Source organism: Streptomyces sp. NBC_01260, from assembly GCF_036226405.1.
GTDB classification, from domain to species: domain Bacteria; phylum Actinomycetota; class Actinomycetes; order Streptomycetales; family Streptomycetaceae; genus Streptomyces; species Streptomyces laculatispora.
The window spans coordinates 5,555,614-5,574,545 of sequence record NZ_CP108464.1 but is presented as its reverse complement, the minus strand read 5'-3'; the positions used below and the strand labels follow the sequence as shown (position 1 = coordinate 5,574,545).

The 18,932-nt window shown below is 70.9% G+C and carries 15 protein-coding genes and 1 pseudogene; 7 read left to right on the top strand and 9 right to left on the bottom strand.

What is annotated here, in order from left to right; genetic code table 11:
- Positions 1 to 654: 654 nt before the first annotated feature.
- Positions 655 to 1,149 (top strand): annotated as a pseudogene (locus OG322_RS24775) (VC0807 family protein); the annotation flags it as partial.
- Positions 1,150 to 1,328: 179 nt separating this feature from the next.
- Here OG322_RS24775 and OG322_RS24770 read toward each other — a convergent pair.
- The 5 genes from OG322_RS24770 to iolC are packed head-to-tail and all read right to left on the bottom strand — an operon-like array spanning position 1,329 to position 7,652.
- On the bottom strand, positions 1,329 to 2,828 hold the full coding sequence (locus tag OG322_RS24770) for a CoA-acylating methylmalonate-semialdehyde dehydrogenase (RefSeq protein ID WP_123471186.1): 1,500 nt from the start codon (positions 2,826 to 2,828) through the stop codon (positions 1,329 to 1,331).
- 12 nt (positions 2,829 to 2,840) lie between these two features.
- Entirely contained in the window at positions 2,841 to 4,721 is a 1,881-nt protein-coding gene (gene iolD / locus OG322_RS24765; protein ID WP_329306946.1) for a 3D-(3,5/4)-trihydroxycyclohexane-1,2-dione acylhydrolase (decyclizing), read from the bottom strand.
- Positions 4,718 to 5,599, bottom strand: coding sequence for a 5-deoxy-glucuronate isomerase (gene iolB, locus OG322_RS24760; RefSeq protein ID WP_124284045.1), 882 nt, complete (start codon positions 5,597 to 5,599; stop codon positions 4,718 to 4,720). The genes iolD and iolB overlap by 4 nt, the downstream gene beginning before the upstream one ends.
- On the bottom strand, positions 5,596 to 6,525 hold the full coding sequence (locus OG322_RS24755; protein WP_124284046.1) for a Cgl0159 family (beta/alpha)8-fold protein: 930 nt from the start codon (positions 6,523 to 6,525) through the stop codon (positions 5,596 to 5,598). Before OG322_RS24755 ends, iolB begins: the two co-directional genes overlap by 4 nt.
- Positions 6,522 to 7,652 (bottom strand): 5-dehydro-2-deoxygluconokinase, encoded by a 1,131-nt coding sequence (iolC, locus tag OG322_RS24750; RefSeq protein ID WP_124284047.1) that lies wholly within the window; start codon positions 7,650 to 7,652, stop codon positions 6,522 to 6,524. The genes OG322_RS24755 and iolC overlap by 4 nt, the downstream gene beginning before the upstream one ends.
- Positions 7,653 to 7,799: 147 nt before the next feature.
- On the opposite strand from iolC, the gene OG322_RS24745 reads away from it, so the two are divergent.
- Both OG322_RS24745 and OG322_RS24740 read left to right on the top strand, forming a co-directional pair.
- Positions 7,800 to 8,726 carry a sugar phosphate isomerase/epimerase family protein gene (locus OG322_RS24745; protein WP_123471504.1) on the top strand — a complete coding sequence of 309 codons (927 nt, stop codon included), beginning with the start codon at positions 7,800 to 7,802 and terminating at the stop codon, positions 8,724 to 8,726.
- Between the two features lie 124 nt (positions 8,727 to 8,850).
- Positions 8,851 to 9,222, top strand: a complete 372-nt coding sequence (locus OG322_RS24740; protein ID WP_241199968.1) for a peptidoglycan-binding domain-containing protein — start codon at positions 8,851 to 8,853, stop codon at positions 9,220 to 9,222.
- Positions 9,223 to 9,314: 92 nt separating this feature from the next.
- Here the strand turns inward: OG322_RS24740 and OG322_RS24735 are convergent, their stop codons facing one another.
- A complete protein-coding gene (locus OG322_RS24735) occupies positions 9,315 to 10,202 on the bottom strand; it encodes a DUF3626 domain-containing protein (RefSeq protein WP_329307764.1) in 888 nt (295 codons plus the stop codon).
- Between the two features lie 167 nt (positions 10,203 to 10,369).
- On the bottom strand, positions 10,370 to 10,714 hold the full coding sequence (locus OG322_RS24730; RefSeq protein ID WP_123471190.1) for a hypothetical protein: 345 nt from the start codon (positions 10,712 to 10,714) through the stop codon (positions 10,370 to 10,372).
- Positions 10,715 to 11,022: 308 nt separating this feature from the next.
- Between OG322_RS24730 and OG322_RS24725 the strand changes: the two genes are divergently transcribed.
- Entirely contained in the window at positions 11,023 to 11,220 is a 198-nt protein-coding gene (locus tag OG322_RS24725) for a helix-turn-helix transcriptional regulator (RefSeq protein WP_123471191.1), read from the top strand.
- Between the two features lie 112 nt (positions 11,221 to 11,332).
- Here the strand turns inward: OG322_RS24725 and OG322_RS24720 are convergent, their stop codons facing one another.
- Together OG322_RS24720 and OG322_RS24715 are read right to left on the bottom strand one after the other, a co-directional pair.
- Positions 11,333 to 12,379 (bottom strand): zinc-dependent alcohol dehydrogenase family protein, encoded by a 1,047-nt coding sequence (locus OG322_RS24720; protein WP_123471192.1) that lies wholly within the window; start codon positions 12,377 to 12,379, stop codon positions 11,333 to 11,335.
- Between the two features lie 88 nt (positions 12,380 to 12,467).
- Positions 12,468 to 14,693 carry an MMPL family transporter gene (locus OG322_RS24715; RefSeq protein WP_124284050.1) on the bottom strand — a complete coding sequence of 742 codons (2,226 nt, stop codon included), beginning with the start codon at positions 14,691 to 14,693 and terminating at the stop codon, positions 12,468 to 12,470.
- A gap of 183 nt (positions 14,694 to 14,876) precedes the next feature.
- On the opposite strand from OG322_RS24715, the gene OG322_RS24710 reads away from it, so the two are divergent.
- The 3 genes from OG322_RS24710 (at position 14,877) to OG322_RS24700 (ending at position 18,567) form a co-directional block, all read left to right on the top strand.
- A complete protein-coding gene (locus OG322_RS24710; RefSeq protein ID WP_124284051.1) occupies positions 14,877 to 15,674 on the top strand; it encodes a TetR/AcrR family transcriptional regulator in 798 nt (265 codons plus the stop codon).
- 131 nt (positions 15,675 to 15,805) lie between these two features.
- Positions 15,806 to 16,114 (top strand): heavy-metal-associated domain-containing protein, encoded by a 309-nt coding sequence (locus OG322_RS24705; RefSeq protein WP_123471195.1) that lies wholly within the window; start codon positions 15,806 to 15,808, stop codon positions 16,112 to 16,114.
- A gap of 113 nt (positions 16,115 to 16,227) precedes the next feature.
- Complete coding sequence (locus OG322_RS24700; RefSeq protein ID WP_329306945.1) at positions 16,228 to 18,567, top strand: heavy metal translocating P-type ATPase; 2,340 nt, start codon at positions 16,228 to 16,230, stop codon at positions 18,565 to 18,567.
- Positions 18,568 to 18,932: the final 365 nt, after the last annotated feature.

Here is an 18,932-nt window from a genome sequence, read left to right as displayed (position 1 = left end):
CAGCTGCCGCAACACCGGCCGCCGTGAGCCAGGTGGTAATGGCACGCCATGGAAACGCGCCACTGATGTTCGGTTTCATCGAGGGGGCCTACTCCTGTAGGGAATGGTGCAGTCTCTTTCTCGACCCTCAACTGTTCGATGAGCGCTGGACATTTGAGGGTGCATTTCTGCGTCACCGGAAGAGGGGCACGTGAGGGCGTGGAAATGCCCGAGGCGTACTGTCGTCACAGCTACGGACATCAGCGGAATTCGCGTACGCCCTCAAGAGAAGCCGCTACCTCAGGCGCCGCAGGAACGGACCCTACCGGTTCGTGTTTTGCGACACGGGTGCGGAGCAGGACTACCGGAGCTGTCCTCGGGGCGGGAGCCGGCGCCACTTCCCTGCGTAAGCCTGTGAGCAGAAAGGGAAGAATCCTTTCACCTTGATCATCCGACCACCGCCGAACGGGCACTTCGAAGCGTCGGCGAAAGGCAGACTTCCGGGCGCGGCGAAGATGGTGCGAACCGTATCGTCAGGGCTTCGGTGGAGTCGGATAACCCTCTATTCATGGCGGTCCGTCAGGTAACAGCGGCGAGGCCCGGAACGTGACAGGCGCGGCGTCCGAGATCACGGAGCTCTCTGGCCTCACCGTTTCACTTGGGTACGGTTGGATCGTGTGGGGTGTGGCGCGGGACCGGCGGCTCAACGCTCTCGCGGCGCTGATGGTGGCGGTCAACGCGGTCGGGCTGCTGCTGAGCCTGGTGGCGGGTGACCCGCGGCCGATGCTGCTCGAGGACAGCGGGGTGAGCAGCACCATCGGGCTGGTGGTCCTGGTGTCCGCGCTGCGGGGGCGGCCGATGATGTCGGCGGGGCTGCGGCCGTGGCTGACCCGGGGCGAGGCGGCCAAGACCGCTGCCTGGCAGCGGCTTTCGGGGACGGACGCGTTCCGGCGGGCCGAGGCACGGTTCTCGGTGGTGTGGGGTGTGGCGCTGCTCGGTGAGTGCGTGGGGCGCGCCGTGGGGGCGTACACCGTGCCGGTCGAGACGATGGTGTGGGCCGGCCAGGTGGTCCTGGTGGCCGCGATGGTGGTGGCGTTCGCCGTCTCGGGGAGGATCGCGGTCGTCCCCATGGAGCGGATGATCGAGGAAGCGGCCGGCGCGGAGCGCTGACCGGTCAGAAACCACTGCAGGGCCGCCCCGGGGGAGCGGCCCTGCAGTTCTGTCCGGGCCCGGACGGATGTTCCGGGGCCAGACCGATGTTCCTGGGCCAGACCAGGAATACGGTCCCGGCCGGATCTACCGGATCTGCTCGATCTGCTGGATCTGCTGGATCTGTCGGATCTGCTGGATCAGTGGTTGCTGGGGAAGCCCAGGTCCACGCCGGCCGGGGCGTCGGCCGGGTCCGGCCAGCGGGTGGTGGTGACCTTGCCGCGGGTGTAGAAGTGCACTCCGTCGTTGCCGTAGATGTGGTGGTCGCCGAAGAGCGAGTCCTTCCAGCCGCCGAAGGAGTGGTAGCCCACCGGCACCGGGATCGGGACGTTGATGCCGACCATGCCGGCCTCGATCTCCAGCTGGAAGCGGCGGGCGGCGCCGCCGTCGCGGGTGAAGATCGCGGTGCCGTTGCCGTACGGCGAGGCGTTCATCAGCGCGACGCCCTCCTCGTACGTGTCGACGCGCAGCACGCACAGGACCGGGCCGAAGATCTCGTCCTTGTACGCGTCCGAGTCGGTCGAGACGTTGTCGAGGAGGGAGAGGCCGATCCAGTGGCCGTCCTCGAAGCCCTCGACCGTGTAACCGGTGCCGTCGAGAACGACGTCGGCGCCCTGGGCCGCGGCGCCGGTGACGTAGGAGGCCACCTTGTCGCGGTGGACAGCGGTGATCAGCGGGCCCATCTCGGACGCCGGGTCGTTGCCGGGGCCGATCTTGATCTTCTCGGCGCGGTCCTTGATCCGGGCGACGAGGTCGTCGGCGATGGAACCGACCGCGACGACCGCGGAGATCGCCATGCAGCGCTCACCGGCGGAGCCGTACGCGGCCGAGACGGCGGCGTCGGCCGCGGCGTCGAGGTCCGCGTCCGGCAGGACCAGCATGTGGTTCTTCGCACCGCCGAGCGCCTGGACGCGCTTACCGGTGGCGGAGGCCGTGGCATGGATGTAGCGGGCGATCGGGGTGGACCCGACGAACGAGACGACGGAGACGTCCGGGTGGTTGAGCAGACCGTCGACGGCGACCTTGTCACCGTGCAGGACGTTCAGGACACCGTCCGGCAGACCGGCCTCGGAGGCCAGCTCGGCCAGCAGGTTGGCGGTCGACGGGTCCTTCTCGCTGGGCTTGAGCACGAACGTGTTGCCGCAGGCGATGGCGAGCGGGAACATCCACATCGGCACCATGGCCGGGAAGTTGAACGGCGTGATGCCGGCGACGACACCGATCGACTGACGGATCGAGGAGACGTCCACGCGGCTGGACACCTGGGTCGACAGCTCGCCCTTGAGCTGGGTGGTGATGCCGCAGGCCAGCTCGACGATCTCCAGGCCGCGGGCCACCTCGCCCAGCGCGTCGGAGTGCACCTTGCCGTGCTCGGCGGTGATCAGCGCGGCGATCTCGTCCCGGTGGGCGTCCAGCAGCGCGCGGTAGCGGAACAGGATCGCGGTGCGGGCGGACAGCGACGACGTGCCCCACGTCGCGTACGCGTCCTTCGCTGCGGCCACCGCGGCGTCGACCTCGTCCGGGGAGGCAAGCGCGACCTGGGTGGTGACGGCGCCGGTGGCCGGGTCGGTGACCGGGCCGTAGTTGCCCGACGCGCCCTCGACGGTCTTGCCACCGATCCAGTGGTTGACGGTCTTCATGCTGTGACTCCTTCAGAGGTGGCTGCGTCGGTCGGTGACGTGACGTTCGTACTCTTCCCGGGCTCTTGCCGCCGACGGGCGAGTGGCCGTTTCGGCTACGGGAACATCCCACCACGCCTGTGCCGGAGGGGGCCCCGACACTGTGTCTGCCGTTTCGGTCTCGACGTAGACACAAGTGGGACGGTCCTGGTCGCGCGCCAGGGCGAGGACTTCCCGCAGCTCACGGACGGTCCCGGCACGCAGCACCCGCATACCGAGGGAGGCGGCGTTCGCCGCGAGATCGACGGGGAGCGGCGGGCCGGTGAAACCGCCGTCGGCCGACCGGTGGCGGTAGGCCGTACCGAAGCGTTCGCCGCCCACGGACTCGGAGAGACCGCCGATCGACGCGTACCCGTGGTTCTGCAGGACGACCAGTTTGACGGGCAGGTTCTCCTGGACCGCGGTGACGATCTCGGTGGGATTCATGAGGTATGTGCCGTCGCCGACGAGCGCCCAGACCGGGCTGCCCGGGGCGGCCAGCTGGACGCCGATCGCTGCGGGGATCTCGTATCCCATGCAGGAGTAGCCGTACTCGACGTGGTACTGCCGCGGTGACCGGGCCCGCCAGAGTTTGTGCAGGTCACCGGGGAGCGAACCGGCCGCGTTGATCAGGATGTCGTCGTCGGTGACCAGCTCGTCGAGGAGACCGAGGACCTGGGCCTGGGTGGGGCGGGCGTCCGGGTCGGGGGCGGCGTAGGCGGCGTCGACGCGCTGCTCCCAGCGGGCCTTGGCGTCGGTGTACCCGCTCTCGTACCCGGCGTCCGTCCGGTGGTGGCTCAGGGCGGGCGCGGCGGTGAGTGCTTCGAGCGAGGCGCGGGCGTCGGCCACGAGCGGGAGTGCGCCGAGCTTGTGTGCGTCGAAGCCGGTGATGTTGAGGTTGAGGAAGCGCACGTCCGGGTTCGCGAAGAGGGTGGCGGACGCGGTGGTGAAGTCGGAGTAGCGGGTGCCGACCCCGATCACCAGGTCGGCGGTACGCGCCAGGGCGTCGGCGGTCGCGGTGCCGGTGTGGCCGATGCCGCCGACGTCGGCGGGGTGGTCGTGGCGCAGGGAGCCCTTGCCCGCCTGGGTGGTGGCGACAGGGATCCCGGTGGCGGTGGCGAACGCGGCCAGGGCCTCCTCGGCCGCACTGTGGTGGACGCCGCCGCCTGCCACGATCAGCGGCCGGCGGGCGGCCCGTACCGCCCGCACCGCCCGGTCGAGCTCATCCGGGTCGGGGACCGGCCGGCGTACGTGCCAGACGCGTGTCGCGAAGAACTCCTCCGGCCAGTCGTACGCCTCGGCCTGGACGTCCTGCGGCAGCGCCAGCGTGACCGCACCGGTCTCCGCCGGGTCGGTGAGGACCCGCATGGCCCTCAGCGCCGCCGGGATCAGGGCCTCGGGGCGGTTGATCCGGTCGAAGTAGCGGGAGACGGGGCGCAGGCAGTCGTTGACCGAGATGTCGCCCTGGGAGGGGACTTCCAGCTGCTGGAGCACGGGATCGGCGGGGCGGGTCGCGAAGGTGTCGCCGGGCAGCAGCAGCACCGGCAGGTGGTTGATGGTGGCGAGGGCCGCGCCGGTGACGAGATTGGTGGCCCCCGGGCCGATGGAGGTGGTGACGGCGTGCGCGGAGAGCCGGCCGGACTGGCGGGCGTATCCGACGGCAGCGTGCACCATGGCCTGCTCGTTGCGGCCCTGGAGGTAGGGCATGGCGGCCCCGGCCTCCAGGAGCGCCTGGCCGACGCCCGCGACATTGCCGTGGCCGAAGATCCCCCAGGTGGCGCCGATCAGCCGGTGGCGGCTGCCGTCGCGTTCGGTGTACTGCACGGCGAGGAAGTCCACCAGTGCCTGGGCGGTGGTGAGACGGCGCGTACTCACGCGTGATCCTCCGGTCCGTAGAACGGGAGCCTGGGGTCCATGGGCTGAGACGGCCAGGTGTCGCGGATCCAGCCGTGGTCGGGGTGGTCGCGGATCAGCCACTGCCGCTCCTCCCCCGGGCCCGCCATCACGTTCAGGTAGTACAGGGTGCGGCCGGGCGCGGCGATGGACGGGCCGTGCCACCCGTCCGGGATGAGGACCGCGTCGCCGCTGCGGACCTCGGCCAGGACATCCGTACCGCCGGGACGGGACGGGGACACCCGGTGGTAGCCGAGGCCGTCGTCCGCGACCTCGAAGTAGTAGATCTCTTCGAGGACGGACTCCTCGCCGGGGTGGTGCTCGTCGTGCTTGTGCGGCGGGTAGGAGGACCAGTTGCCCCCGGGGGTGAGGACCTCGACGGCGATCAGCCGGTCGCACTCGAAGGCGTCGGCGGCGGCGAAGTTGTTGACCTGGCGGGAGCAGTTGCCGGAGCCGCGCAGCTCGACGGGTACCTCCGGCGCGGGGCCGTAGCGAGCGGGGAGTCGTCGCTCGCACTTCGCTCCTGCCAGGGCGAAGCGGCCGCCTGCGCCGGAGGCGATCTGTGCATGGGCGTCACGCGGTACGTACGCGAAGTCGGATACCCCGCTGAACACGCTTTTCCGGCCCAGCAGTTCAAAGATCTCATCTGAGGTGTGCACCGTACAGGCACCTGTCAACGGCAGTACGATCCACTCGCTCTCCCCGGTGACAAGTGTGTGAACACCTCCCGGTTCGAGCTCCACCACACGCAGGCTCGACCGTTCCCAGCCGGCCTGTTCCGGACCGATGTCGAGGGCGTAGGGACCGCGCGCCGCACTGCCGGCGGCCACGTGGAATCTCGGTTCTCCGTGCATGGTCATGTCCCTTCCCTACCCCCTTGCCCGCCCGTCCCGCCCGGTTCGAGCAGTGACACGGCCGTGTCGACCGCGGCGCCCACGTCCCCGTCGGACGGGTAGAGCAGCGACCGCCCCACCACCAGCCCCCGGACGGTCGGCAGCCGCAGCGCGGTGCGCCATCTCTCGTACGCGCCGTCCTGGTCCTCGCCCACCTCACCGCCCAGCAGCACGGCGGGCAGCGTGGAGCTCTCCATGACCCGCGCCATGTCCTCGGGCTTCTCGGTGACAGGGACCTTGAGCCAGGTGTACGCGGAGGTGCCGGCGAGTCCCGAGGCGATGGCGATGGAGGTGCTCACCGCCGCGGCGCTCAGGTCGTTGCGGACCTTGCCGCCGGTGCGGCGGCAGAGGAACGGTTCGACGAAGACCGGCAGCCGGTGCGCGGCCATGGCGTCGATCGCGCGGGCGGTGCTGTGCATCGTGTCGAGGGAGCCGGGGTCGTGGTAGTCGATCCGCAGCAGGAGCTTGCCCGCGTCGAAGCCGAGCCGGGCGAGGTCCTCGGGACGGTGGCCGGTGAACCGGTCGTCCAGTTCGAAGGCGGCACCCGCCAGCCCGCCCCGGTTCATCGAGCCGACGACGACCTTGTCCTCCAGCGCGCCCAGGAGCAGCAGGTCGTCGAGGATGTCGGCGGTGGCGAGGACTCCGTCGACGCCGGGTCTGGAGAGCGCCAGACAGAGCCGCTCCAGCAGTTCGAACCGGTTGGCCATGGCGAGTTCACGCTCGCCGACGGCGAGCGAGCCGCGGGCCGGATGGTCGGCGGCGATGATCATCAGCCGTCCGCCGCTGCCGACGAGCGGCCGTCTGCGACGCCGGGCGGCGGCCTCGGCGACGGCTTCCGGGTGGTGCATGCGCAGGTGGACGAGGTCGGAGACGGAGGAGGCCGGGGCCGTCATGAGGCCGCTCCGGATTCGGTGGGGGCGGAGATGCCGGGGGCGGTGGCGCCGGGACGTGGGGGCGTGGCGGTGACGGAGCCCGCGGCGAGGGCCTCCTCGACCTCGTGCGGGAACGGCATCGCGGAGGAGCAGGCGAGCCTGGAGGCGACGATGGCGCCCGCGGCGTTGGCGTACCGCATGATGCGGGCGGTCTCCCAGCCGGCGAGCAGTCCGTGGCAGAGCGCGCCGCCGAACGCGTCACCGGCGCCCAGGCCGTTGACCACCTCGACGGGAAGCGGCGGGACATCGGCCACCGTGCCGTCGCGATGGACCGCGAGGACGCCCCCGGGGCCCTGTTTGACGACGGCGAGCTCGACCCCGGCGGCGAGGAGGGCGCGTGCCGCGGCGTACGGTTCGCGCTCGCCGGTCGCGATCTCGCACTCGTCGAGGTTGCCCACGGCGACGGTGGCGTGGGCGAGTGCCTCGCGGTAGCGGGCGGAGGCGACGGGGTGGGGCGGGCCGGCCGCTGCGGTGCCCGCCGAAGACCTGCCCGGCGGACCGTCCGTTGCGGCGTCCGGTGAGCCGTTTGTCGTGGCGTCCGTTGTGGCGTCCGGCGGTGCTTCCCAGAACATCGGGCGCCAGTCGAGGTCGAAGACGGTGATGCCCGAACGGTTCCTGGCCCGCAGCGCGGCGAGCGTCGCCGAGCAGCTGGGTTCGGCACAGAGTCCGGTGCCGGTCATCCAGAAGACCCGGGCGGACCCGACGGCCTCCAGATCCAGTTCCGACGCGTGGATCTCCAGGTCCGGGGCCTTGGGCTGCCGGTAGAAGTAGAGCGGGAAGTCGTCGGGCGGGAAGATCTCGCAGAAGGTGACCGGGGTCGGGTACTCGCCGACGGCCGTCACCCATCGGTCGTCCACCCCGAACTCCCGCAGCTGCTGGTGGAGGTACTCCCCGAACGCGTCCTGCCCCGTCCGGGTCACCACCGCGGCGCGCCGGCCGAGGCGGGCCGCCGCGACGGCGACGTTGGTGGGCGAACCGCCGAGGAACTTCCCGAAGGCGTCCACCCGGGCGAGCGGCAGGCCCGTCTGCAGAGGGTAGAGATCCACTCCGATCCGGCCCATGGTGATCACGTCGTACGGCTCAGGCATCTGTGTCCCTTCGACGGCCGGTGCGGCAGCTGGCGGACTCAGCTGTCGCCCCCGGTCTAACCCCTCCCCCGAACACTGTCAATGATTGGTCCGGACATACGGACTAATGCTTGACACTCATCTTCCCGGGCCGTGAGGCTGGACCGCATGACCACCTCCGCATCCGCTCCGGCCCGCATCCGCATCGGCTCCGCGCCCGACTCCTGGGGGGTGTGGTTCCCCGACGATCCCCAGCAGGTGCCCTGGCACCGCTTCCTCGACGAGGTCTCCACCGCTGGTTACGAGTGGATCGAGCTCGGCCCCTACGGCTACCTCCCGACCGACCCGGCCCGCCTCACCGACGAGACCCGCAGCCGCGGGCTCACCGTTTCGGCAGGCACCGTTTTCACCGGATTGCACCACGGTCCGGGCGTCTGGGAACGGACCTGGGCGCATGTCGCCGACATCGCGGAACTCACCCGGGCGATGGGCGCCGACCATCTCGTGGTCATCCCGTCGTTCTGGCGCGACGACAAGACGGGCGAGGTGCTGGAGGACCGCACCCTCACGGCGGAACAGTGGAGTGACCTCACCACCCAGACGGAGCGGCTGGGGCGCGAGGTGCAGGATCGCTACGGCCTGCGCATCGTCGTCCACCCGCACGCCGACACCCACATCGACAGCGAGGAGAACGTCAGCCGCTTCCTCGACGCCACCGATCCCGCCCTGGTCTCGCTCTGCCTCGACACCGGGCACTACGCCTACTGCGGCGGCGACAGCGTCAAACTGATCGAGACCTACGGTGAACGGATCGGCTATCTGCACCTCAAGCAGGTCGACCCGGAGATTCTGGCCGAAGTGGTCGCGAACGAGGTGCCGTTCGGACCCGCCGTGGCACGCGGGGTGATGTGCGAACCGCCGGGCGGGGTGCCCGCCCTGGCACCCGTGCTGGACGCCGCCCGCCGGCTGGACGTCGACCTGTTCGCGATCGTCGAGCAGGACATGTACCCGTGTCCGCCCGATAAACCGTTCCCGATCGCCCGCCGGACCCGGGAGTTCCTGCGCTCCTGCGGCAGCCCGGGGCAGCCCTCCTGACACACCGGGCGGCCCCGCACGTGACGTGACGGCAGTATGCGGTGTTGTCCTCGGTGAGAGAGCCGGAGCGCGGTCATCACCGCGCCCCGGCGCCGCCCCCACACTCCACGAGGAGCAACTCACCGTGATCCGCAAGACGCCGCCGTCGTACCGGGCGGCCGGGGCCTCGGCCCTCGCCGCACTCGCCCTGGCCACCGCCCTCGCCGCGGCCCCCGGCGCCGCGGCCGACGAGAACAACGCACCGCCGCCCGGCTCCAGCCCCGTCTGCGCCTTCTACGACGGCGACGGGCCGACCGCCTTCGGTGAACAGGGCGATCGTGTCTTCCAGGTGCAGTGCATGCTGGCCAACCGGCGTTACCTGCCGTGGAAGGCGGTGAACGGCACGTTCGACACGCAGACCCTCGCCGCCGTCCAGCGCTTCCAGGCCGATCACCCGCCCCTGCTGCCGGACGGCCTCGTCGGCCCGAACACCTGGTCAGCGCTCTGGCACGCATAACAATTGCCGGCGGCGGCCGGGCGCCGGTCGGCCAGTCCGTCGGTCCGACGGTCGGTCAGGCTGTGGGCAGACAGTCGGGCAGACAGTTTGATTCAGGGTCGGCCGCCGCCCCGCACCGCGCCCCTGCTCCCCGGCTCCCGGGCGGGCCAGGCTCCCGGGCGCCGGGGAGCAGGGGCGCCGGGGCGCCGGGGCGCCGGGGCGCCGAAACGAGCCAGGCAATGCCAGACCCTCTTCAGTGACTGCGTCGCATAGCGGCCCGTGCGGGCTGCGTCCCCGATGATCCGGGGATCGAGCAGACCGCCCCGGGAGATCTCCGCGCCGAGGTCGACGAACTCCTGCCCCCGGTAGTCCGCATGACGGCGCAGCTCCGCCACGGTCAGACGGAATCCGCCGTGCCATTCCGTGCGGCAGGGCAGCCTTCGTGCGGCCTCCTCCACGGCGGTGCCGCGGAAACTCGGGTCGAGGACCAGCGCCTCCAGATGGCGGTCGAGCAGGACCGGGCCGTGCACCTGCGCCTCTATGTAGTCGTCGAGCGCGTCCTGGCTGTCGGACTCCGCCAGTTCGATGAGGTGCATCCGGTCGGCGACGCCGAAGTCCGAGGGCTCGGCAGCGCTGTCCGGGTAGCAGAAGGTGGCGCGCTCCAGCGTCTGCGCGGTCAGCCTGAAGTGCGCCGAGCCGAACCGCGGCGCCGCCCCGGTCTCCTGACGCCGGAAGTTCAACGCCCCGTACACCGGCCGCTGCTCGCCGGGCACGCTGTCGTACGCGCCACCGAAGATCCGGCTCTCCCAGCGCCACCGGTCACCGCCCGGATAGGCCGTCAGCCCGCCGTTGCTGGTGCCGGTGACGAACTGCGAACGGTAGACACCGTCCTGGGCGAGCCCGGCCAGGATCGGGTGGTCGCCCGCCATCCGGTCCGGGTGGAAGTTCAGCGTCAGCGGTACGGAGCGGTCCAGCGGCCGCCCGGAGGAGAGGGACGCCACGTGCCTCAGGGCGCGCGCCTGCGCCGAGCCCGGCGGGGACGGGGGCGATGGTGTTGGGGGCGGTGAGATGGGTGCGGTCGGCAGGGGCGGCGGCAGGGGCAGGGGCGGCGGCGCGTCAGCGGTCACGGGCGCAGTCTGGCGCAGCGCGGCCCGCCATTGCCTCCGGTTTACGGGGCAGCAGGATCCGCCGCCCGGACGGCCTCCGCGTCCTTCGACAGGTTCACCGCCTGGAGCAGGCTCAGCCCCTGCTCGGCCGTGCGCAGTGCCTTGACCGCGGCCACGGCGCGGGGCGGCCCGTCGTACCCGGTCGACGCCATCCGTCGCAGGGCCCAGCGGCCGCGCAGTTCCGCGTCCGGAACCGCGCCGGCCTCGGCGGTGAGAGCAATGGCCCTTTCCAGGCCGGGGCGCTCCTCGGCGGACGCGGTGTCCAGAGCCCGCCGGAGCATGGTGCTGATGTCGTCCGCCTCGCGCAGTACGAGGACGGCCATGTTCTGCTTCCCGAAACCAGTCATGGACTGATCTTGCCCGGTGTCGGCCCCGGTCTCACTGGAGTTGAGGCACACCTGAGGTATGGAGGGCGGCACCCCCGCCCCAAGGGAACACAGCCCCTTCGCCCCGGTGCACTCCTTCCGTCACAGAGATCACCCCCTCGTCACACATATCTCCATTACGTGGGTTTTTCGTCACAGCTGCTCGACAGCCCCTCCCCGCCCCTCACTGTCCTCGTTCACCGGACACAGGCTGAGTGATCGTCAGCGTCCGTGCCGCAGCTCTCCCGACGGCCCCCAGGCTGCCGCTGCGATGCAGAGAGGTGTCACTTATGACGGACAGAAGGCTCTGGTCCTACAAGGACATTGCCGCGCACATCCGGGTGCAGCCGGACACCGTCCGCTCCTATCGCAAACACGGTCTCCTTCCGTCACCGGATCATGTGGAGGGTGGGAAGCCCTACTGGTACGCGGACACCATCCGTGCCTGGGTCACCGCCCGCCCCGGCAACCGGGGCCGCCGGGACTGACCCGACCCTCCCCGTCTCTTCACCCCGGTTCTCTTCACCCCCGCCCCGTACGGCGATCGGCCCCCACCCGCCGCCGTGCGGGGCCTCCCCCTGCCGGCACCGTCCTGGGCGGTCAGCGCGGGGGTTCGATGACCGTCACTCCGGCTCCCGGTGCCGCGCCCATCGCCGCGAGCGCCGCCGGGGCCGCGTCCAGCCCGATGGTTGCGGTCACCAGCAGGTCGGGGCGCAGGCTGCCGGACCGGACCATGTCCATCATCGGCGGGTAGGCGTGCGCGGCCATGCCGTGGCTGCCGAGGAGCTCCAGCTCCAGACCGATCACCCTCGCCATGGGTACGACGGGGTCACCGGCCACCGACGGGAGCAGCCCGACCTGCACATGGCGCCCGTGGCGGCGCAGGCTCCGGACCGAGGCGGCGCAGGTGACCGGCGACCCCAGGGCGTCGAGGGACAGCTGGGCCCCGCCGCCCGTGAGTTCACGTACCGCCTCGTCGGCGCCTCCGGGGTATGCGGAGGCGTCCACGCACTCCACCGCCCCGAACGTCCGGGCCAGCCGAAGGGCGTCGGGCGAGACGTCGACCGCGACGACCCGGGCGCCGCAGGCCACAGCGATCATCACGGCCGAAAGCCCGACCCCGCCGCAGCCGTGCACGGCGACCCATTCGCCCGGCGCCACCCGGCCCCGGGCCACCACGGCCCGGAACGCCGTGGCGAACCGGCAGCCCAGACCGGCGGCCGTACCGAACGACATCCCGTCTGGGACGGGAACCAGATTGACGTCGGCCTGTTCCAGCGCGACGTACTCGGCGAACGAGCCCCAGTGGGTGAATCCCGGCTGGGTCTGCCGCTCGCAGACCTGCTGGGCCCCGGCCGCGCAGGCGGAGCAGCGGCCGCAGGCGCAGACGAAGGGCACGGTGACCCGGTCGCCCGGCCGCCGGTTGACCACGTCCTGCCCCACCGCTTCGACCACACCGGCCAGTTCATGGCCGGGCACGTGCGGCAGGGTGATGTCTGGATCGTGGCCCATCCAGCCGTGCCAGTCGCTGCGGCACAGCCCGGTCGCCTCCACCCGGACCACCACCCCCCGACGGGAGGGGCTGGGATCCACCACGTCCTGGACCCGGGCTTCCTTCCCGAACTCCTCGAACACCACTGCCCTCATACGCTCCGCCCCTCGCCCGCGCCCCGTCTTCCGGACGGCCGAATCTACGCTCCGCCGGCCGCCCCTCCGCGGGCCACCGTCCGCCCGCCTACGCCCCGCTGGTCACTTTGTCCCGCTCGTCGGCGGGCTCCGGTATCTCCTCGGCCGCCAACTGTGCGGGCTCCCCTTCGCTCAGGCCGAATCGCCGGTGGAACGCCCGCAGCGGCGCCGGGGCCCACCACGTCGCCCGGCCCATCAGCTTCATCACGGAGGGGACCAGCAGACTGCGCACGACCATGGCATCCATCAGCACCGCCAGCGCGATGCCCAGTCCCAGCATCTTCGTGCTGGTCACCCGGGACGTGCCTATCGCGACCATCACCACGGCCAGGATCACGGCCGCGGCGGTGATCAGCCCTCCCGTGTGCCGCAGCCCGAAGGTGACCGACCGCTCGTGATCGCCCGTCCGGTCGTACTCCTCCTTGATCCGGGAGAGCAGGAACACCCCGTAGTCCATGGAGAGCCCGAAGGCGACGCAGAACATCAGCACCGGCAGTGTCGTCTCGATGTCCCCCGTGCTGGTGAAGGAGAGCAGTCCGGAGAGATGCCCGTCCTGGAAGACCCAGACGACCGCTCCGAACATCGCCGTGAGGCTCAGAGCGTTGAGCACGACCGCCTGGAGGGGGATCAGCACACTACCGGTGAGCAGGAAGACCAGAAGCAGCGTCACCACGGCGATGATGCCCACCGCCCAGGGCAGCCGGTCCGCGATGGCGGTCTTCGAATCGACCAGTACGGCCGCGGAGCCGGTCACCGACGTGTCGAAGGGAGCGGGCTCGGCCCGGAGATCCTTCACGAGGACCTGTGACCGCTCCCCCACCGACTCGCCCTTCGGCAGCACACTGAAGTAGGCCGAACTTCCCTCGACGAACGGGCCGTCGACCCGCAGGGCGTCGGGAAGCGCCGCGATCCGGCTGCGGTACTCGGCATACTGGGCCGGTGTCGCGGCCCCTTCCGCGAGGACTTCGAGACCTCCGCCGGGGCTGCCGGGGAACCCGTCCCTGATGTGCTGCTGGACCACGCGCGACTCGGCGGAGGCCGGCAGCTGGCGGTCGTCCGCCGTGCCGAACTTCACCCCCAGGAACGGCAGCCCGAGCAGCACGAGCCCCACGCTCGTGACGACCGCGAAGAGCGGCGCCCTGCGCATCACCAGCGCGGCGAACCGCCCCCACCCCTTGCCGGACTCGGTCGCGGCGGACGGCTCCGCACGCCCCCGGCGCAGCAGCCTGCGCAGATCAAGGGCGTTGACCCTCGGGCCGAGCAGCATCAGCGCGGCCGGGAGGAGGATGAGCGCGGCAGCGGCGGCGAGCAGCACCACGGCGATCCCCGCATAGGCGAAGGAGCGCAGGAAGTACTGCGGGAAGACCAGCATCGCGGCGAGCGAGACCGCGACGGTCAGCGCGGAGAACAGCACCGTCCGCCCCGCGGTCCGCAGGGTCGCGCCCACCGCCGCCCGGACCTCCGCCCCGGCCGCCAGCTCCTCTCGGAACCGGCGCACGATGAACAGGGCGTAGTCGATGGCGAGTCCGAGGCCGAGTGCTGTGGTGAGGTTCTGGGCGAAGACCGAGACATCGGTGAATTCGGTGATGCCGCGCAGCACGGCGTTGGTGCCCAGGATCGCGACGATGCCGACACCCAGCGGAAGCAGCGCAGCGATCGCGCTGCCGAAGACCATGACGAGCAGCACGAGCGTGACCGGCAGGGCGATCATCTCGGCCCGCAGCAGGTCGTCCTGGATGATCGTCTGCATCTCGTGGCGGACGGCGACGGGGCCGCCGACCGAGACCTCGACCGGCCCGTGCGCACCGCGGTATGTGGGAGCTATCCGGTCCAGGACCTCCCCCACCGCCTTGTCGTCGCCCTCGATCCGGGCCGCGATCAGCGCCTCCCGCCCGTCCTCGGCACGCAGCGCGGGCGCCTTGCTCTGCCAGTACGAGCCGACGCCCGTGATGTCCTTCTCGCCGGCCAGCCGCTCGGTGAGGCGCGCTGCCTCGGCGGCCACGGCGGGATCATCGACGGAGACGCCGCCGCTGTCGAGGAGCAGTAGCAGATTCGGCTGGGACGCCGGGAACTCGCGCTCCAGCGCCTTGGTCGTATAGGTCGATTCGGCGTTCGGGGACTCCCAGCCACCGCTGCCCATCCGGTCGGCGACCCCGCTGCCCGCGAAGACCGCGAGCGCCGTGATCACCAGGGCCGCCAGCAGCGCGAGCCGTGGCCGCGCGGTGACGAAGCGGGTCCAGCCCCCGACGCGCTCCGGGCTGTTGACTTGAGGCATGGTGCGGTGTCCCCTTTTCCCCCGGATCCAGGCACCCGGGCGGCAGCGCGCGGCGGCCCCACAGGGCAGCATGGATCAGTCGTTGCCACATACACTGGCAAATACGAGCCATCGCTCGCGTTCCATAAGAATGCGAGCGGCCACTCGTGTTTGTCAACCTTGCACGAAAGCTGGGGATAGACCGTGTCGGAGGCCAGAACGGAGGGCACCGGAGGCGCAGGAGCCACGGGAGCCGCAGAAGACCCAGGGGTCACAGAAGGCACAGCGACCACCGCAGGCACAGCAGCAGCCACCACAGGCACGGCAGCCACAGGTACGGCAGCCGCGGGCACGGCAGCCGGCACCGCCCGCCCCCGCCGCCGCCAGGCACGCGGCGAGGCGCGCATCGCCCAGCTCCTCAAGGCCGCCTCCCGCGTCTTCTGCACGAGCGGGTACACCGCCGCGAGCACCAACGCCATCGCCAGGGAGGCCGGGGTCTCACCCGGCACGCTCTACCAGTTCTTCCCCAACAAGGAGGCCATCGCGGTCGAGCTGGGCGACCAGCTCCTGAGCCGCTGGCGGGAGACGTACGGAGCAGCGCTCCTCCCGAACCACCTCGAACTCCCGCTGGACCGGATGCTCGACGCCACCCTCGATCCGCTCATCGAGTTCAACTGCGAGAACCCGGCCTTCACGGTCCTGATGCACGGATCCGAGATCCCCGGCACGATCACGCAGGACCACGACGCCGTCCACACGACGATGCTCAACCGGGTCGAGACGATCCTCACCGGCTACCTCCCGAGCGCCCCTCCGGCCGAGATCACCCGCGTCGCCACGATGATCTTCATCCTCTTCAAGGCAGGGCTGGACGTGATCATGGCGCACGAGGGCATGGAGCGGGAGGCGTACATCAAGGAACTGAAGACGGTCCTCTTCCGCTATCTCGAACCGATGGTCTGCGACGCCACCCCTCCCCCCGCTCCCCCGGATGGCCGCTAGCGGCTCGGGCCGCTCGCGTTGATACCCCCTAGGGGTATAGTGTGGTGAGTGTGGAGGCGCACCGGCCTTCCCGGAACCCTCCTGGGCCCCTGCCTCCACACCCACATGTGCCCGTCGAAGAGGAGAAAACGATGACCGCCGAGACCCAGCTCCCCCAGGCGACCGGCTCCTGCTGCTCGCCCAGCGGCTCCTGCCACGACGGTGCGAGCGCCGACGCGAAGCAGGGCGGCGTGACCACGGTCTACCAGGTGACCGGCATGACCTGCGGCCACTGCGAGGGCGCCGTTTCCAGCGAGATCTCCGAAATCGAAGGGGTCACCTCGGTGAAGGCCGTGGCGTCCACCGGCCAGGTGACGGTGACCTCCCAGGCGGCGCTGGACGAGCAGGCCGTGCGCGCCGCCGTCGACGAGGCCGGTTACGAGCTCACCGGCCAGGCCTGAACGCCCCGGGGTCCACGGGATCCACTCCACCCGCACCACCCTTCGCCGCCGGGCCGGACCGACCAGCAGATACTGGTGGGGTACGGCCCGGTCGGCGTTTCAGGAGTTCGGACATGCACAGCGCGACAGAGACCGAAGCCCCGGCAGCGAAGAGCTCGGAGGCCGAGTTCACGATCGGCGGGATGACCTGCGCCTCCTGCGCGGCCCGCGTCGAGAAGAAGCTGAACCGGATGGACGGGGTCACCGCCACCGTCAATTACGCCACCGAGAAGGCCCGGGTCGTCTTCGGCCCGGAGACCGGCGTCGCGGATCTGATCGCGACCGTCCACAAGACGGGGTACACGGCGGAGCCGGTGCACCGCCCCGCACCGACTCCTCCGACACCGCCCGCACCGGCGCCGGTCACGGAAACCTCAGAATCCACCGGCGCCCCGGAGTCCCTGAGCACCCCGGACTCCGCGGACGTCCCCGACGGCCCCGTCACCGCCCTCGCCTCGCTGCGTCAGCGGCTCATCGTGTCGGCCGTCCTCGCCGCCCCCGTCGTCGTACTCGCGATGATCCCGGCCCTCCAGTTCGACAACTGGCAGTGGCTCTCCCTCACCCTGGCCGCCCCCGTCGTCATCTGGGGCGGGCTGCCCTTCCACCGGGCGACCTGGACCAACCTCCGGCACGGCGCGGCCACCATGGACACGCTCGTCTCGGTCGGCACCCTCGCCGCCTTCGGCTGGTCGCTCTGGGCCCTGTTCCTCGGCGACGCCGGGATGCCCGGCATGAGGCACGGCTTCGACTTCACGGTCTCCCGCACGGACGGCTCCTCCACGATCTATCTGGAGGTCGCCGCCGGAGTCGTCACGTTCATCCTGCTGGGCCGCTATCTGGAGGCGAGGTCCAAGCGGAAGGCGGGTTCCGCCCTGCGGGCGCTGATGCATCTGGGTGCCAAGGACGTCACGGTCCTGCGGAACGGCGCCGAAGTGCGCATCCCTGTCGCCCGGCTCGCCGTCGGCGACCGCTTCGTGGTCCGGCCCGGTGAGAAGGTCGCCACCGACGGCACCGTCGTCGAGGGCGCGTCGGCGGTGGACGCCTCCATGCTCACCGGCGAGTCCGTCCCGGTCGACGTGGGTGTCGGCGACGCCGTCACCGGCGCCACCGTGAACGTCTCCGGCCGGCTCGTCGTCGAGGCCACCCGCGTCGGCGCCGACACCCAGCTGGCCCGGATGGCGCGGCTCGTCGAGGACGCGCAGAACGGCAAGGCGGCGGCCCAGCGCCTCGCCGACCGGATCTCCGCGGTCTTCGTCCCCGTGGTCCTGCTGATCGCCCTGGTCACCCTGGTCGCCTGGCTGCTGGCCACCGACGACGTGACGGCCGCGTTCACCGCCGCCGTCGCCGTACTGATCATCGCCTGCCCCTGCGCCCTCGGCCTCGCCACACCCACCGCCCTCATGGTCGGCACGGGACGCGGCGCCCAGCTCGGCATCCTGATCAAGGGCCCCGAAGTCCTGGAGACCACCCGCCGCGTCGACACGATCGTGCTGGACAAGACCGGCACCGTCACCACCGGCAAGATGACCCTCCAGACCGTCCACACCGCCCCCAACGCCACCGAGACCGACGTACTGCGCCTCGCCGGCGCCCTGGAACACGCCTCCGAACACCCCATCGCCCAGGCCGTCGCCACCGGAGCCGGCGAACGCACCACCACCCCCCTCCCCACCCCCGAGGACTTCACCAACGTCCCCGGCCTCGGCGTCCAGGGCGTCATCGAGGGGCGCAAGGTGCTCGTCGGCCGCCCCCGGTTGCTCACCGACGCAGGAATCGACGTACCGGACGTGCTCTCCTCGGCCCTGACGGAAGCGGCCGCCCAGGGACGTACAGCGGTCGCGGTCGCCTGGGACGGCGAGGCGCGGGGCGTCCTCGAAATCGTCGACGCGGTCAAGGAATCCAGCGCGGCGGCCGTCGCCGAACTCCGCGCACTCGGCCTGACACCGATCCTGCTGACCGGCGACAACCGGGCGGTGGCGGATTCCGTGGCCCGCGCGGTCGGGATCGACGAGGTCCGGGCCGAGGTGCTTCCCGAGGAGAAGGCGCACGTCATCGAGCGGTTGCAGGCCGAGGGACGGGCCGTCGCCATGGTCGGCGACGGGATCAATGACGCCGCCGCACTGGCCACCGCCGATCTCGGTCTGGCGATGGGCACCGGCACGGACGCGGCCATCGAGGCGAGCGATCTGACGCTCGTTCGTGGAGATCTCAAGGTGGCCGCCGATGCCGTCCGACTCTCCCGGCGCACCCTGGCCATCATCAGGGGCAACCTTTTCTGGGCATTCGGTTACAACGTTGCTGCTCTACCCCTTGCGGCATTTGGCCTGCTCAACCCTATGATTGCGGGAGCGGCGATGGCGTTCTCATCGGTCTTCGTCGTAACGAACAGCCTGCGCTTGAGGTCCTTCACGTAACTTCCACAAAGAGATCCAGATCACACCGATTACAGGGTAACCATTCGGTGGGTTCGCGAGTCTAAGAGTGCGATGCCAAAGGATGTCTTGGGGGACGTCCGACGGAGGGTCTTGGGGGACGCTCCGGGCAAGCGTTGGCCGGGGCACGTGCACCGGGGAGCTTTGAGCGGCCCTCCCGTCGGTACGTACCCCGGCAGACCGCCGGCAGGCAGGCCGTACGAGAGGTAAGCGCAGGACACGCAGTACCGAGGGAAACCCAGGAGCTTCGGCTCCCACTGAACGCCCGGCCGGATCCCGTGGGGGGAATCCGCTCCGGGATATGGGAAGCGCCTCGCTGTCGGCCCGTGGGGGGATCGATGGCGGGG